The organism is Proteus sp. G2609, from assembly GCF_963896135.1.
In the GTDB taxonomy this organism is placed as follows: Bacteria; Pseudomonadota; Gammaproteobacteria; order Enterobacterales; family Enterobacteriaceae; genus Proteus; species Proteus mirabilis.
Genome location: NZ_CAWQNB010000042.1, coordinates 1 through 15,439, shown reverse-complemented (window position 1 = coordinate 15,439; position 15,439 = coordinate 1). Strand labels below are relative to the sequence as shown.

The following is a 15,439-nucleotide window of genomic DNA, read 5'->3' as shown; positions in this document are numbered from 1 at the left end:
GCCAAATCGTTTATCTAAAAGACATAATTATGCGCCCTATTTTACTTATTAGTACTATGCTACTGGCTTCAATAAGTATGACTTGTATGGCAGAGATAGCTACCAAAGCTACAGAGCTATCTGTCGCGCAAGAGCCTACAAACATTCATCAAAATGGCTTTGTCTATTGTGTTGATGGCAGTGTAAATACGTTTAATCCTCAACTTTCGAGTAGTGGATTAATTATTGATCCCCTAGCCGCGCAACTTTACGATCGTCTTTTAGATGTTGACCCTTATACCTATCGTTTGATCCCTGAAATTGCCGCACGTTGGGAGTCTCTCGATAATGGCGCAACTTATCGCTTTTATTTGCGTAAAAATGTGTCATTCCAGACAACACCTTGGTTTACGCCTACACGTAAACTCACCGCAGACGATGTTATCTTTAGTTTTGAGCGCATGTTTTCTGCCAATAATCCTTATAATCAAGTTAATGGTGGTAAATACCCCTATTTTGATAGTTTAAGTTTGGCTGATAATATCAAATCAATTAAAAAGTTAGGCAAATACACTGTTGAATTTAATCTAAAATCTCCTGATGCTTCTTTTTTATGGCATTTAGCAACCCATTATGCGCCTATCCTTTCAGAAGAATATGCCAGTAACCTTGAAAAATCGGGTAATCAATCGCAACTTGATTGGAAACCTGTAGGCTCAGGGCCTTTTTATCTTGATGAATTTCAGCCAGGCCAATTTGTTCGATTACTGAGAAATGAGCAATACTGGAAAGGTCAGCCCAAAATGCAACAAGTGGTTATAGACACGGGTGCAGGCGGTACTGGACGTATATCTAAACTCTTAACGGGAGAGTGTGATGTATTGGCCTATCCTGCGGCAAGCCAATTAAAGGTCTTACGTGATGATCCTCGTTTACGCCTTACATTACGTTCAGGAATGAATATTGCTTATCTTGCGTTTAATACTAATAAGCCACCGTTTAACGATCTAAAAGTGCGTCAAGCCATCGCTTATGCGATTAATAATGAACGACTAATGGGATCTATTTATTACGGTACGGCTGAAACAGCCGCATCGGTTTTACCTCGTGCCTCTTGGGCTTATGATAATCGTGCTAAAATTACCGAATATAATCCTGAAAAATCGAAGCAAATATTAAAAGAGTTGGGACTTGAAGGACTTAAATTAAACCTTTGGGTTCCCAGTGCTCCGCAATCTTATAATCCCAGCCCGTTAAAAATGGCTGAATTAATTCAAGCTGATTTAGCCCAAGTAGGTATCCAAATGAATATTCGACCTATAGAAGGTCGCTATCAAGAAACCAGTTTGATGGATAGAACTCATGATATGACTTTATCAGGATGGTCAACGGACAGTAACGACCCCGATAGTTTTTTCCGCCCATTATTTAGTTGTGCGGCTATTAGTTCGCAAACCAATTTAAGTCATTGGTGCTCACCGGCATTTGACAATGTGCTACAACAGGCGCTTTATAGCCAACAACTGGCCTCTCGTATAGACTATTATCACCAAGCACAAGATATTTTAGCGCAAGAGCTACCGGTTTTACCATTAGCTAATTCTTTACGTATGCAGGCTTATCGTTATGATATTAAAGGACTTGTATTAAGTACATTTGGTAACGCTTCTTTTGCCGGTGTGTATCGCGAAGCAGAAGTTGATGAGGATAGTCACAACCAAGAGGCTACAACAAACCCATGATTATCTACTCGATACGTCGCTTACTGTTATTAATTGTGACGCTCTTTTTCTTGTCACTGGTGAGTTTTAGTCTCAGCTATTACACACCCAATGGGCCGTTAAGTGGTGCTTCTTTATTTGATGCCTACTTTTTTTATACCCACAATATGTTCCATTTTGATTTTGGAATTTCTTCAATTAATGGCGAACCCATTAAAGCACAACTTATTGAAGCATTCCCTGCCACTATGGAGTTATGTGCATTGGCATTTATCTTTGCCCTACTTATCGGCATTCCTGCGGGGATCATCGCGGGTGTATGGCGCAATAAACCTGCAGATACTTTTATTAGCCACCTCGCACTTTTGGGCTTTTCAGTTCCGGTCTTTGGTCTTGCATTATTACTGACACTTTTCTTTTCATTAAAGCTAGGTTGGCTACCTGTTTCAGGCCGTATTGATTTACTGTATAACTTACAGCCTATAACGGGGATCGCAGTCGTTGATGCTTGGCTATCGGATTCGCCTTATCGTCAACAGATGATCATAAACGTTTTGCAACATTTAATTCTACCCGTGACTACACTAGCTATTGCTCCTACTACGGAAGTTATTAGGTTGATGCGTAATAGTACAGAAGAGATCATGGTTGAGAATTATGTGAAAGCAGCGGCAACCCGTGGCTTATCACGCTTTACTATTATTCGCCGTCATATTCTACATAATGCATTACCCCCTATTATTCCCAAATTAGGCTTACAGTTTTCTACCATGTTAACACTAACGATGGTGACCGAAATTGTTTTTAACTGGCCAGGATTAGGCCGTTGGCTAGTAACGGCCATTCGCCAACAAGACTATTCGGCTATTTCAGCCGGTGTTATGGTTGTTGGTTCAATGGTTATCATCGTCAATGTGTTATCAGATATTGTCGGTGCGATGAGTAATCCAATGAAACACAAGGTGGGATATGCCTTTAGATAGCCAGTTTTATAAAGAGAAAAAAACACCATCACCAGCTGCGGTGATTTGGCAATGTTTTTCTAAAGATATTCTCTCCATGGTGGGCTTTTATGGTGTTATCTTCCTGTTAATATTAAGTATTGTTGGTCCTTATATTGCGCCTTATGCACTCGACCAACAATTCTTCGGTCATCAATTAACACCGCCTTCTTGGTATCAAAACGGTAATGTCACCTTCTTTTTTGGTACTGATGATTTAGGGCGCGATGTCTTTAGCCGTATTTTAATTGGTACGAGTATGACCTTTGGTGGCGCTTTTATTGTCACCTTTGCGGCGACACTTATGGGGTTAATTATGGGTTGCCTTGCAGGAATGACCCACGGCCTAAAATCCGCAGTGTTAAATCATATTTTAGATACACTGTTATCCATTCCATCACTCTTATTAGCCATTATTGTGGTCGCTTTTGTAGGGGCAAGTTTAGAGCACGCCATGATAGCAATTTGGCTAGCACTACTCCCCCGCTTAGTGAGAATGATCTATTCAGCGGTAAATGATGAATTAAATAAAGAGTACGTTATTGCCTCACGTCTTGATGGTGCATCAAATATCTCTATTTTATGGTATACCGTATTGCCGAATATTACCCCAGTATTGGTTTCTGAATTAACTCGGGCTTTTTCTATCGCAATATTAGATATCACGGCATTAGGGTTTCTGAATTTAGGCGCTCAATTACCTTCACCTGAATGGGGGGCGATGCTCGGCGATTCCCTAGAGTTAATCTATGCTGCACCTTGGACAGTCCTTATCCCCGGAGCCACCATTATGATCAGTGTATTACTTGTCAATTTATTAGGGGATGGCTTACAACGTGCCATTAATGAGGGGGTGGAATAATGCCGTTATTAGACATACGCAACCTAACTATTGAGTTTATGACACCCGATGGCCCGGTAAAAGCGGTAGATCGCGTTTCCATTACCCTCAGTGAGGGAGAAGTGAGAGGTTTAGTCGGTGAATCTGGCTCCGGAAAAAGTTTGATCGCTAAGGCAATTTGTGGCGTGACTAAAGATAATATTAAAGTGACTGCGGATCGCTTTCGGTTCGATGATATTGATTTACTTAAATTATCACCAAGAGCACGTCGTCGGGTGATTGGTCATAATGTGTCGATGATTTTCCAAGAGCCTCAATCTTGTCTTGATCCGGCGACCAAAATTGAACACCAGCTTATTCAAGCGATCCCTGGTTGGACATTTAAAGGCCACTGGTGGCAACGTTTTCATTGGCGAAAACGCCGTGCAATTGAGTTACTTCATCGGGTTGGTATTAAAGATCATAAAGATATCATGCGTAGCTATCCTTATGAGTTAACCGAGGGTGAATGCCAAAAAGTGATGATAGCCATTGCCATTGCTAACCAACCCCGTTTACTGATTGCCGATGAACCAACTAATGCGATGGAGCCGGCAACGCAAACACAAATATTTCGTTTACTCACCCGTTTAAATCAAAATAATAATATGACTATTTTATTAATTAGCCATGATTTGCAGTGGATGAGTAAATTAGCCAGTAAAATTACGGTCATGTATTGTGGTCAGACAGTGGAAACCGCCATACCTGAAGAACTATTGGTTACCCCCTATCATCCTTATACACAAGCTCTTATCCGCTCTATTCCTGATTTTACTAACTCTTTGCCTCATAAAAGCCGTTTAAATACGCTACCCGGTGCGATCCCCTCTTTAGAGCACCTACCTGTTGGGTGCCGTTTAGGCCCTCGTTGTCCTTATGCACAACGTCAATGTATTGAAGCACCTCGATTACGTGCATTTAAAAATCATGCGGTGGCTTGTCATTTCCCATTAAATGTGGAGACGACAGATGTTCGATAAATTACTTGAAGTCAAAAACTTATCAAAAACATTTCGTTACCGTACAGGATTATTCCATCGCCAGCAGTTGAAAGCGGTAAAACCGGTGAGTTTCACTCTTGAACCGAAGCAAACACTGGCGATTATTGGCGCTAATGGTTCAGGTAAATCAACATTAGCTAGAATGTTATCCGGCGTTACAGAGCCAACGGGTGGTGATATTTTTATAAACGGTCATCAATTAAGTTTTGGCGATTACTCTTATCGTAGTCAACGCATTCGGATGATATTTCAAGATCCCACAAACTCACTCAATCCACGTCAGCGTATCGGGCAAACATTAGACTTACCATTACGACTTAATACCGAACTTAGTGGCATAGAGCGAGAAAAACGCATTTATCAAACTTTGCGGCAAGTGGGACTATTACCAGAACATGCTAATTACTATCCACATATGTTTGCCTCAGGACAACGCCAGCGGATCGCCTTAGCTCGTGCTCTTATTTTACAGCCACAGGTGATTATAGCGGATGAAGCTATTGCCTCTTTAGATATGTCTTTACGTTCACAAATTATTAATTTGATGTTAGAGCTACAAGAGACACATGAAATTGCCTATATCTATGTGACACAAAATTTAGGAATGACTAAGCATATTAGTGATAAAGTCATGGTGATGGATAATGGCGAAGTGGTCGAGCGTGGTAACACCGCTGAGGTATTAGCATCACCTTTACATGAAGTGACACGTCGATTAGTGGCTAGTCATTTTGGGGAAGCACTTACGGCAGAAGCTTGGCGACAAGATTTACCTTAATATTAAACAGCATTAACATCATATTAATTGTTTATTATTTCACCCTTTTCCTTCAACTCCTCGGAGGTGCAAGGGAAATTAAACAAATTTACAAATGTCGTGGTAGAATCAGCCACGATTTATTAACAATAAGCGTGATAACCTAACAGATAAATAAAATTCTGCATGATGTTATTATCGCAATTTACGAACAAACAAGGATACAGCTATGGGCTTTATGACCGGCAAACGCATTCTGATTACTGGTGTTGCGAGCAAATTATCAATTGCTTATGGTATTGCCAAAGCCATGCACGATCAAGGCGCTGAACTGGCTTTTACTTATCAGAATGAAAAACTCAAACCTCGCGTTGAAGAGTTTGCAGCCTCATTAAATTCTAACATCGTATTAGAGTGTGATGTGTCAAAAGATGAAAGCATTGACGCAATGTATGCAGAGCTAGCAAAAGTTTGGCCTAAATATGATGGTTTTGTTCACTCTATCGGTTTCGCACCTGCTGACCAATTAGATGGCGACTATGTTAACGCTGTCACTCGTGAAGGCTTTAAAATTGCCCATGACATCAGTGCATATAGCTTTGTTGCAATGGCAAAAGCAAGCCGTGCAATGTTAAATCCAAACTCTGCATTATTAACGCTGACTTACCTCGGTGCTGAGCGTGCAATTCCTAACTATAATGTTATGGGGTTAGCTAAAGCTTCTCTAGAAGCAAACGTACGTTATATGGCAAATGCTATGGGTCCTGAAGGTATTCGTGTTAACGGTATCTCTGCAGGTCCAATTCGTACCTTAGCAGCATCTGGTATCAAAGATTTCCGTAAAATGTTAAGCCATTGCGAATCTGTCACCCCTTTACGTCGCACAGTCACTACTGAAGATGTGGGTAATACTGCAGCTTTCTTATGCTCTGACTTATCTGGCGGGATCACCGGTGAAATCATTCACGTAGACGGTGGTTTTAGCATTGCAGCAATGAATGAATTAGAGTTGAAATAATTTCCCTTTATTTCATTACATTCTTTCTGAAAACCTCGAAATTCTTCGAGGTTTTCTTTTTTCACGAATAAGTTGTACTGTTCACAGATTTACAAAAGCCTATTTTATTTGCCAGATTTGCGTTTGCTAAATTCTTATAACGCCTTATTATCTAATATTAGTGAGGGTATTTCTTATCTTCACGGGTATCACCACTCATTGATAGGGAGTTATTTAAGATGAAATTGTACTACACGCCGGGTAGTTGCTCGCTTTCTCCTCATATCGTTCTACGTGAAACGGGTCTCGACTTTTCTATTGAGCGCATTGATTTACGCACCAAAAAAACAGAGTCAGGGAAAGATTTTCTTGCCATCAACCCTAAAGGGCAAGTTCCGGTTCTTCAATTAGATAATGGTGATATTTTAACGGAGGGTGTTGCTATTGTGCAGTATCTTGCCGATCTGAAGCCAGATAGAAATCTTATTGCCCCACCAAAAGCATTAGAACGTTATCATCAAATTGAGTGGCTAAACTTTCTTGCCAGTGAAGTTCATAAAGGCTATGGCCCTCTATTTTCATCTGATACGCCTGAAAGTTATCTCCCTGTGGTAAAAAACAAACTAAAAAGTAAATTTGTTTATATTAATGATGTACTAAGCAAACAAAAATGTGTTTGTGGTGATCACTTTACTGTGGCGGATGCGTATCTGTTTACGTTAAGTCAATGGGCACCTCATGTGGCGCTAGATTTAACCGACTTAAGCCATTTACAAGACTATCTAGCACGTATTGCACAACGTCCTAATGTGCATAGTGCACTAGTCACGGAAGGATTAATAAAAGAGTAAGTTGCTATAAAGGCAAGTCTTATTAATAAACATAAAAAGCGGAAATTAATGACTTCCGCTTTATATTAACAATATGATTAATCTAACTGCGTTGCACAGAAGTTATGGGTTGGGTGCACCATTTGATCTTGAGCGGCGACGAGTTGTAACTCGTACTCATTCATCTCTTTAGTTTTTAACATCACTTCATAAACAGCAGCAGCAACATGCTCTAATGCCGTTTTTAGCTCAACACCTTTTAGTAAATCCACCAGCATTAAACCACTGGTTAGATCCCCGACACCAACAGGCTGACGTTCACCAAAATCAACCAGCGGTCGGCTCACGTGCCAACTGTGATCTGCAGTCACCAGTAACATTTCAAAGCGATCATGACGAAAGCCTGCTCGTGATAAATGTTTTACTAATACAATTTTAGGCCCTTGCTGGCATAATTGACGGGCCGCTTTTACACATTGGTCAACATTATGCAGCGTTGCTCCACCAGCTAATGTTTCAAGTTCTAATAAGTTGGGTGCAATAATATCACTGATGGGCAAGGCATCTTCACAAAGTACGCCAGAAACTTCTGGAGGCACAATACAACCTTTTTCAGGATGTCCCATAACCGGATCACAAAAGTACCATGCGTTAGGATTAGCTTGTTTGACTTTTTTTACAATATCAACAATGCGTCGGCCTTGCTCTGCCGAGCCAAGATAACCACTTAATACCGCATCACACTGTGCTAATTTACCAATAGCAGCGATACCATCAACGATCTCAGTGATATGCTCTGCCGACATCACACAACCCGTCCATTTTTCTGGATATTGTGTGTGGTTGGAAAATTGAACCGTATTTAAAGGCCAAACATTTACCCCCATACGGCGCATTGGAAATTCAGCAGCGCTATTACCTGCGTGACCAAAAACTACATGAGATTGAATAGAGAGTATATTTTTCATGACATAAACCGATTATTGTGAATACACACAACACCCAAGCTTTATTATCATAGGCGAGGTATACACATTTATTTATTGTTATCAAAAAAGGGCAACCTACTGTTGCCCTTTTGTTGTCAATTATTTCCAGATAACAAGGCAGTAATGTTTTTTACCGCGACGTAAAATGGAATAATGACCAAATAAGAAATCTTTTTCTTCAAAGACGTATTCAGGATTATCCTGTTTTTCGCCATTAATAGATACTGCGTTAGAGCCAATCATTGTACGAGCTTGACCACGAGAAGGAACTAATTCTGCATTGACCAGTGCTTGTTGTAAATCATTGCCTTTTTCTAACTCAATAGTTGGCATACCATCTTGCGCTAATTGTTCAAGATCAGCTTGCGTTAAATCTGCAATAGCTCCTGAAAATAGGCTATCGGTAATACGTTTAGCGGCAGTTAAACCTTCTTCACCATGAACTAAACGTGTAACTTGTTCTGCTAACACACGTTGGGCGCGAGGTGCTTGACCGCTGTTTTTATCTTCCTCTTCCAGTGCATTAATCTCCTCAATGCTCATAAAAGTGAAGAATTTTAAGAAGCGATACACATCCGCATCCGCGGTATTGATCCAGAATTGGTAGAATTTATATGGGCTCGTTTTCTTCGGATCTAACCAAACAGCACCACCTTCTGTTTTACCAAATTTAGTACCATCAGATTTGGTAATTAAAGGTACTGTCATACCAAATACTTGTTTTTGGTTGAAACGGCGAGTTAGATCAATACCCGAAGTAATGTTACCCCACTGATCTGAGCCACCAATTTGTAACTCGACACCGAGGTTTTTGTTTAATGACGCAAAGTCATAAGCTTGTAACAGATTATAAGCGAATTCAGTAAAAGAGATCCCCACATCGTCACGGTTTAAACGCTGTTTAACCGCTTCTTTGTTGATCATTTGGTTCACAGAGAAGTGTTTACCGATATCACGCAGGAAGGTTAGCACATCCATTTGACCAAACCAGTCATAGTTGTTTGCTAATTCCGCACTGTTTTCACCACGGTCGAAATCTAAGAAAGGTGACACTTGTTTACGAATTTTTTCTACCCACTCGTGAACAGTATCTTGGGTATTCAGTTTGCGCTCGGTGGCTTTAAAACTAGGATCACCAATAAGACCCGTTGCACCACCCACCAACGCCACAGGCTTATGCCCGGCTAGTTGGAATCGTTTTAAACACAGCAAAGGAACCAAATGCCCCAAGTGCAGGCTATCAGCGGTAGGATCGAAGCCACAATAGAGAGCGATAGGACCTTGCTCCAAACGCTCCACTAAAGCTGCCTCATCCGTGACCTGAGCGATAAGCCCACGCTCCTGCAATTGTGTGATTAGGTTCTTGCTAGACATCAATGACTCCATCGGTTTATTGTTTTTTGTCTATTTAAAATATAAGTGAAACACAAGTGGTATAGCATAAAGCGCCACTACATTAAGTACCAGTAGAAAAAGCCTTTTTGATACAAATTTATTAGCCCAATTAAGGTGCTAAACGTTCAATAGACCATCCTTCTGGTGATTTTTGGTATATAAAGCGATCGTGTAGACGATTTTCTCTACCTTGCCAAAATTCAACAGAGTCAAAAGTGACACGATATCCTCCCCAGAAACTGGGTAGAGGTACTTCTCCATGTTGAAATTTTTGTTTTAACTCCAAAAACTTACTTTCAAGCACCCCTCGGGCAGAAATGCGAGAAGATTGTTTTGATGCCCAAGCCGCTATTTGGCTATCTTTAGGACGACTATGGAAATATTTTACGACTTCAAATGCTGAAAGTTTCTCAGCTTTCCCTAAAAAACAGACTTGTCGCTCTAAAGGATACCAAGGGAAGAGTAAACTGACTCTTTGGTTATGTTCTAAATGACTCGCTTTACGGCTACCTAAGTTGGTATAAAAAACTAAACCTTTCTCATCAAAGTGCTTTAACAGCACAATACGTTGATAAGGTTGTCCATTTTCATCAACGGTTGCCACACACATTGCAGTAGGATCACTTAAGCGAGCTTCACAAGCTTGCTTAAGCCATTTTTCAAATAAAACTAATGGCTGTTCGGTTAATTCATGACGGCGTAATCCACCTTTCATATATTCACGTCGAAGATCAGCAACATCAATAAAATCCAGATCTGTCATTTTTCACTCTCTCTTTTGAGATACTGTGCTCAGCATATCACGCTTATCGAGGATTTGTAGGATAAATCGCCCCTAAAATTGTTTCTCGTGATGCCCCTGTAACAGAAGGTAAATTGCCGGGTTCATTTGCCATTGTTCGTGCGGCCAACCACGCAAAAGCTAATGCTTCCATATCATCGCCACTAAGACCATATTTGTCCGTTAACGAGACTTCTGTACCGGGTAATAAGCTGGCAAGACGATGCATAATTTGACCGTTTTTTGCCCCGCCACCACACACCAATAAACGCTCACATCCACCATTGAGTTGTACTTGCTGTGCAATACTGATAGCGGTTAGCTCTACTAAAGTTGCCTGTACATCCTCTGGAAATACATTGGGTACTTTAGCCAAATGATAATGTAACCATTGGGTATTAAAATATTCTCGTCCCGTACTTTTTGGCGCTGAACGAGAAAAATAGGGATCTGCCAGCATTTCCTGTAATAATTGAGTATTCACATTTCCAGTTGCTGCCCATTGCCCATTATCATCATAGGCTGTCTGATTATGAACCCAGTTCCAACTGTCTAACAGCATATTGCCAGGGCCTGTGTCATATCCTTTCACTGCAACGCCAGGTAATAGCAGCGAAATATTGGCAATACCACCAATATTTAACACAATGCGTTTTTCTGTAGGATGGCCTAATACTGCAAGATGAAATGCAGGAACCAATGGTGCACCTTGCCCACCATATGCCATATCACGACGACGAAAATCCCCGACAGTGGTTATTCCTGTCAAGGCAGCCACTCTATTGTTATCACCAATTTGCATGGTAAACGGGATATCACTTTCTGGCTCATGCCAAATTGTTTGACCATGACATCCTATCGCCGTGATATCAGCAGCACTTAATCGCGCTTTCGCTAATAATTCCATAATAGCTTTTGCATAGAGTTCACCCAGTTGCGCATCTAATAAGCCTAACTCATGCAACGTCACAGGTTGGCCTTGGCAAACGGCTAAAATGCGTTGACGCAAGGTTTGAGGATAAGGTAAAAAATGGTTGGCTTGTTGAGCAACCAGTTTATTACTAATGGCGGCCAACACCACATCAACACCATCTAAACTTGTACCAGACATCACACCAATGTATCGCCCTGCTTTCATGCCCTTTTCCTTATAATCAAGATGATGCAACTTTTTAACATATAATGTTATATTCTTTTTTTCGGAAATCTCTTCAGTGTTTACTTGCGCTCTTTACTATATAGTAAGAGGTATACGATTAAAATCAGTGTCGACATATGCAAAAAATAAGCTATAACTGATATTAAATTAAATTGATATAATCTGAAAAATTATTATCAGATTTCCATTAGGAGTAATTATGTTTAAGCATTTACTTGTTGGTCTTTTTGCTGTGACAACGCTGGCTGGTTGTGTAAATACAAGCTCTTTATCAGGTGATACTTATACAGCAAGTCAAGCTAAACAAGCACAAAACGTAACTTATGGCACCATTGTTTCAGTACGTGCAGTAAATATTCAAGCCGGTAGTGATGAAAATGTTCTTGGTGCTATCGGTGGTGCCGTATTAGGTGGTTTATTAGGTAATACAATTGGTGGTGGTACAGGCCGTAACCTAGCAACCGCAGCGGGTGCTATTGCTGGTGGTATGGCTGGACAACAAGCACAAGGTGCTTTAAATACAACCAAGGGTGTGCAATTGGAAGTACGTTTAGATAGCGGTAAAACCGTAGTTGTCGTACAAAAAGCAGACAATACTGCCTATAGACAAGGTCAACGTGTTGCTGTGATTGGTAACGGTAATAATCTCACCGTTTCTCCACGCTAAGTTTATTTACTTGAGATGTGTGATAAGCAAAACAGGCAACCATTCTAGTTGCCTGTTTTATTAATAGAAATTATTTTACTTATAATAACCAGTTTTATAACTTATTAATTAATTCAAACATTGCATTATCTACCTTTAATTAATGATAAAAATCATTCGCCTTTTATCATCAATTATTAATTGATAACGCTTTTATTATAAGAACAATAATAGACTTCCTAGATAAAATCATCTTATCTACCCTCTAGTAGAATTATAATAAACCCTTTGAAATTAAATAATAAATAGAATTATTACAAATAAAACCATTAGAAATAAAATTGCTGTAAATTAGCCCAATTTAATTAGTCATGTAATCTAATTATATTTTTCTCTAGCTTTTTAATAAGATAAATCAAGTTGTCTATTTCTTCCTTCTTTATACCACTTAATATTTCTTGACGTGTCTTCTCAATAACTGCATAAACTTCTGAAATAAAAGGTTCTGATTCTTTTGTTAACGTTATACGCTTTGCTCTGCGATCACTTGAACAAGTATGTCTACAAATCAGTTTTTTTTCTTCTAACTGATCGAGAGTTCTCACTAATGATGGTTGTTCAATACCAATTGCTTTAGCCAATTGGATTTGAGATTGTTCTGGAGGCAGTTGACTAATATTATACAACGTTACCCAATGAGTTTGGGTCAATTTTAATGGCTTGAGTCGGTGATCAATTAAGGCACGCCATAATCGAACTAAACGCGCTAAATCAGCTCCTAATGTTGATTCCACTTATCCCTCCTTAAATTCGCTTTTCTTTCAGCTTTTACAAAGTTTAGATATGTTCATTAAAAACACTATTTTGTAAATTACATTATTTATTGATTGATGAGCCGACCTCTTTATCTTATTTTTATAATATTAGAATCCTATTTATTAGATAGGAAATTATTTTTAAGATCCAATTATGTATATTTATCGCCACGAATGAATCTCTATAAAGAATAACCTTGTTATAAAAACTAATCTATATTTTTTTACATAATAATCATTATTATTTCACAAGAAAAGCCGAGAAAACAAAAAAACCTTACAATTCACGGAATTAAAAACCATTAACAAAACAAATATTTACAATGAATATTATTTACCTTAAAAATTAAATAAAATGAACTAACTAAATACAATCAATAAACTAATTAAATTATATTAAAACGTTAGTTTTATTTTAAAATTTAAAAATAAATAATAAATTTAAAATAAATCCAGCTGTTCATTCTCTTTTTCTGTTTCAGACACTGTTTTTTGTTGAGCTCTTAAATATCGTTGTCGACAAAGTCTCAATACATTTCGTTTTTCTTGTTGACTCATCGTTGACCAACTAAAGCGTTCTTGACGACTACGGTAACAACCAATGCAATACCCTTGTAAATTAGATTCACATCGACCAATGCAAGGGCTTGGGATATCGAAGAATTCTAATTGTTCTTGCATTGATTATTCTCCCCAATTATTTGTTACTATAGAGTATAGTAAAAAGAGATATTATCTGCCCATTTACTACAATACTGATGAGTAAAGCGTAAATTGAACTATAGGGCTGTAACGCGTTATAGTACAACACCATCAGTTTATACTGTCGGGTGTCATATTTAACAAACACGAGAGGTTTATATGCGAGTACTTCATACCATGATCCGTGTAGGCGATTTACAACGCTCTATCGATTTTTATACCAAAGTTTTAGGTATGCAACTTCTACGCACCAGTGAGAATGAGGAATATAAATACTCGTTGGCTTTTGTTGGCTATGGTGATGAAAGTAGCGGTGCTGTTATTGAATTAACCTATAACTGGGGTGTGACTAGCTACGAAATGGGGACTGCATTTGGCCATGTCGCATTAGGGGTTGATGATGTAGCTGCAACTTGTGAAGCTATCCGTCAAGCGGGGGGTAACGTTACCCGTGAAGCAGGCCCTGTTAAAGGTGGTACAACAATTATCGCCTTTGTAGAAGATCCTGATGGATATAAAATTGAATTAATCGAAAACAAAAGTGCCAGTCAAGCACTGGGTAACTAAATATTAGTAAAACCAGAAAGGCGTGTATTGCTTTTCTGGTTCCTGATTATTATTAATTTCTGATGTGCTATTTTCATCGGATAAGTACAGTTTAATGCCTGATAAAATAAACCCTAATGAATTATGTAACCGCTTTCGAGGTTACTATCCAGTCGTTATTGATGTTGAAACGGGTGGATTTAATGCCAAAACAGATGGCTTACTTGAAATTGCTGCTATCACTTTAAAAATGGATGAGCAAGGTTGGTTAAAACCTGATAATACATTGCATTTTCATGTCGACCCCTTTGAGGGCGCAAATTTAGAGCCAGCGGCGTTAGAATTTACCGGAATTGATCCTACAAATCCTCTTCGTGGTGCTGTCAGCGAATATGAAGCGTTACACGCCATTTTTAAAATGGTACGTAAAGGAATGAAAGACGCCAACTGTAACCGTGCGATCATTGTGGCTCATAATGCTAATTTTGATCATAGCTTTGTTATGGCGGCAGCTGAGCGAGCAGGTTTAAAGCGTAACCCTTTCCACCCTTTTGCTACTTTTGATACTGCGGCTTTAAGTGGTTTAGTACTAGGACAAACTATTTTAGCGAAAGCCTGTATTACTGCAGGTATCCCCTTTGATAGTAAACTCGCTCATGGGGCTTTATACGATACCAATCGTACATCATTACTGTTTTGTGAATTAGTTAACCGCTGGAAAAAATTAGGTGGTTGGCCACTACCAACGCCCTAATCAAACTTATCTATTTGGCTGTGCCATTTGACATCCTCCACGCCCTAAAGGACGTGGAGCCCTACTGCGTTCAGACTGATGTCTGAATCACCTCGGCGGGTTCCTGCTTCGACGGGCGGTCTGACTGCACCCTCCCTCCACAGGCAAGCACGGCATGTCCTGCCGCTAAAATGTTACGTGCCCCGTTGATATCAGCATTCGCTGTATATCCACATTCAAGGCACTCGAATTGACTTTGTGACTGGCGGTTTTCCTTTGCTGTATGACCACAGCAAGCGCACTTCTGACTGGTGTAGGCAGGAGGTATTGCCAGTACCTGACCTCCTCGCCAGAGCTGCTTGTACTCAAGCTGACGGCGCATTTCATACCAGCCCTGCTCCAGTATTGAGCGGTTTAAACCAGATTTAGCTTTTACGTTCCGTCCATGCCGTTCTGTCGTACCTTTTGCCGATTTAGACATGTTACTGACCTTTAAGTCCTCAA

General features: G+C 39.6%; 17 protein-coding genes. 10 read left to right on the top strand and 7 right to left on the bottom strand.

The window, feature by feature from the left end:
• Positions 1–29 precede the first annotated feature (29 nt).
• From sapA to gstA, 7 genes are all read left to right on the top strand, one after another.
• Positions 30–1,721, top strand: a complete 1,692-nt coding sequence (gene sapA, locus AACV01_RS16250) for an ABC transporter substrate-binding protein SapA (RefSeq protein WP_004243105.1) — start codon at positions 30–32, stop codon at positions 1,719–1,721.
• Positions 1,718–2,683 (top strand): putrescine export ABC transporter permease SapB, encoded by a 966-nt coding sequence (gene sapB, locus AACV01_RS16245; RefSeq protein ID WP_017628082.1) that lies wholly within the window; start codon positions 1,718–1,720, stop codon positions 2,681–2,683. The genes sapA and sapB overlap by 4 nt, the downstream gene beginning before the upstream one ends.
• Positions 2,670–3,563: a putrescine export ABC transporter permease SapC gene (gene sapC, locus AACV01_RS16240; RefSeq protein ID WP_004243108.1), complete on the top strand. Its 894-nt coding sequence runs from the start codon at positions 2,670–2,672 to the stop codon at positions 3,561–3,563. The genes sapB and sapC overlap by 14 nt, the downstream gene beginning before the upstream one ends.
• A complete protein-coding gene (gene sapD / locus AACV01_RS16235) occupies positions 3,563–4,564 on the top strand; it encodes a putrescine export ABC transporter ATP-binding protein SapD (protein ID WP_004248150.1) in 1,002 nt (333 codons plus the stop codon). The genes sapC and sapD overlap by 1 nt, the downstream gene beginning before the upstream one ends.
• Entirely contained in the window at positions 4,554–5,363 is an 810-nt protein-coding gene (sapF, locus tag AACV01_RS16230; protein ID WP_004243110.1) for a putrescine export ABC transporter ATP-binding protein SapF, read from the top strand. Before sapD ends, sapF begins: the two co-directional genes overlap by 11 nt.
• A gap of 208 nt (positions 5,364–5,571) precedes the next feature.
• Positions 5,572–6,360, top strand: a complete 789-nt coding sequence (gene fabI, locus AACV01_RS16225; protein WP_004243111.1) for an enoyl-ACP reductase FabI — start codon at positions 5,572–5,574, stop codon at positions 6,358–6,360.
• Positions 6,361–6,578: 218 nt separating this feature from the next.
• Positions 6,579–7,190, top strand: coding sequence for a glutathione transferase GstA (gstA, locus tag AACV01_RS16220; protein WP_161682173.1), 612 nt, complete (start codon positions 6,579–6,581; stop codon positions 7,188–7,190).
• Positions 7,191–7,267: 77 nt separating this feature from the next.
• Here gstA and pdxY read toward each other — a convergent pair whose 3' ends face one another.
• The 4 genes from pdxY to anmK all read right to left on the bottom strand — a co-directional run bounded on the left by pdxY (position 7,268) and on the right by anmK (position 11,472).
• Complete coding sequence (gene pdxY, locus AACV01_RS16215; RefSeq protein ID WP_004248153.1) at positions 7,268–8,137, bottom strand: pyridoxal kinase PdxY; 870 nt, start codon at positions 8,135–8,137, stop codon at positions 7,268–7,270.
• Positions 8,138–8,257: 120 nt separating this feature from the next.
• Positions 8,258–9,532, bottom strand: a complete 1,275-nt coding sequence (gene tyrS, locus AACV01_RS16210; protein ID WP_004248155.1) for a tyrosine--tRNA ligase — start codon at positions 9,530–9,532, stop codon at positions 8,258–8,260.
• A 130-nt stretch (positions 9,533–9,662) separates the two neighbouring features.
• Positions 9,663–10,316: a pyridoxamine 5'-phosphate oxidase gene (gene pdxH, locus AACV01_RS16205; RefSeq protein WP_004243118.1), complete on the bottom strand. Its 654-nt coding sequence runs from the start codon at positions 10,314–10,316 to the stop codon at positions 9,663–9,665.
• A gap of 43 nt (positions 10,317–10,359) precedes the next feature.
• Positions 10,360–11,472, bottom strand: a complete 1,113-nt coding sequence (gene anmK, locus AACV01_RS16200) for an anhydro-N-acetylmuramic acid kinase (RefSeq protein WP_004243120.1) — start codon at positions 11,470–11,472, stop codon at positions 10,360–10,362.
• A 220-nt stretch (positions 11,473–11,692) separates the two neighbouring features.
• Here anmK and AACV01_RS16195 point away from each other — a divergent pair, with 220 nt between their 5' ends.
• Positions 11,693–12,160 (top strand): outer membrane lipoprotein, encoded by a 468-nt coding sequence (locus tag AACV01_RS16195; protein WP_004243121.1) that lies wholly within the window; start codon positions 11,693–11,695, stop codon positions 12,158–12,160.
• Positions 12,161–12,504: 344 nt separating this feature from the next.
• Here the strand turns inward: AACV01_RS16195 and slyA are convergent, their stop codons facing one another.
• Both slyA and AACV01_RS16185 read right to left on the bottom strand, forming a co-directional pair.
• Positions 12,505–12,933, bottom strand: coding sequence for a transcriptional regulator SlyA (gene slyA / locus AACV01_RS16190; protein ID WP_004243123.1), 429 nt, complete (start codon positions 12,931–12,933; stop codon positions 12,505–12,507).
• Between the two features lie 462 nt (positions 12,934–13,395).
• Entirely contained in the window at positions 13,396–13,635 is a 240-nt protein-coding gene (locus tag AACV01_RS16185) for a DUF1289 domain-containing protein (RefSeq protein WP_004243130.1), read from the bottom strand.
• Between the two features lie 180 nt (positions 13,636–13,815).
• Here AACV01_RS16185 and gloA point away from each other — a divergent pair, with 180 nt between their 5' ends.
• Positions 13,816–14,223, top strand: coding sequence for a lactoylglutathione lyase (gloA, locus tag AACV01_RS16180; protein ID WP_012367981.1), 408 nt, complete (start codon positions 13,816–13,818; stop codon positions 14,221–14,223).
• 94 nt (positions 14,224–14,317) lie between these two features.
• Entirely contained in the window at positions 14,318–14,956 is a 639-nt protein-coding gene (rnt, locus tag AACV01_RS16175) for a ribonuclease T (RefSeq protein ID WP_004243132.1), read from the top strand.
• Positions 14,957–15,026: 70 nt separating this feature from the next.
• Here rnt and AACV01_RS16170 read toward each other — a convergent pair.
• Positions 15,027–15,439 (bottom strand): RNA-guided endonuclease InsQ/TnpB family protein (locus tag AACV01_RS16170; protein ID WP_161682171.1); only part of this gene is annotated, 413 nt, incomplete at its 5' end.

Bases quoted from the DNA above. Each gene is read 5' to 3' on its own strand.
- sapC (WP_004243108.1), top strand. From the start codon at position 2,670: ATGCCTTTAGATAGCCAGTTTTATAAAGAGAAAAAAACACCATCACCA.
- sapD (WP_004248150.1), top strand. From the start codon at position 3,563: ATGCCGTTATTAGACATACGCAACCTAACTATTGAGTTTATGACACCC.
- anmK (WP_004243120.1), bottom strand. From the start codon at position 11,472: ATGAAAGCAGGGCGATACATTGGTGTGATGTCTGGTACAAGTTTAGAT.
- sapB (WP_017628082.1), top strand. From the start codon at position 1,718: ATGATTATCTACTCGATACGTCGCTTACTGTTATTAATTGTGACGCTC.
- sapA (WP_004243105.1), top strand. From the start codon at position 30: ATGCGCCCTATTTTACTTATTAGTACTATGCTACTGGCTTCAATAAGT.
- pdxH (WP_004243118.1), bottom strand. From the start codon at position 10,316: ATGACAGATCTGGATTTTATTGATGTTGCTGATCTTCGACGTGAATAT.
- gloA (WP_012367981.1), top strand. From the start codon at position 13,816: ATGCGAGTACTTCATACCATGATCCGTGTAGGCGATTTACAACGCTCT.
- AACV01_RS16185 (WP_004243130.1), bottom strand. From the start codon at position 13,635: ATGCAAGAACAATTAGAATTCTTCGATATCCCAAGCCCTTGCATTGGT.
- gstA (WP_161682173.1), top strand. From the start codon at position 6,579: ATGAAATTGTACTACACGCCGGGTAGTTGCTCGCTTTCTCCTCATATC.
- sapF (WP_004243110.1), top strand. From the start codon at position 4,554: ATGTTCGATAAATTACTTGAAGTCAAAAACTTATCAAAAACATTTCGT.
- rnt (WP_004243132.1), top strand. From the start codon at position 14,318: ATGCCTGATAAAATAAACCCTAATGAATTATGTAACCGCTTTCGAGGT.
- fabI (WP_004243111.1), top strand. From the start codon at position 5,572: ATGGGCTTTATGACCGGCAAACGCATTCTGATTACTGGTGTTGCGAGC.
- AACV01_RS16195 (WP_004243121.1), top strand. From the start codon at position 11,693: ATGTTTAAGCATTTACTTGTTGGTCTTTTTGCTGTGACAACGCTGGCT.
- pdxY (WP_004248153.1), bottom strand. From the start codon at position 8,137: ATGAAAAATATACTCTCTATTCAATCTCATGTAGTTTTTGGTCACGCA.
- tyrS (WP_004248155.1), bottom strand. From the start codon at position 9,532: ATGTCTAGCAAGAACCTAATCACACAATTGCAGGAGCGTGGGCTTATC.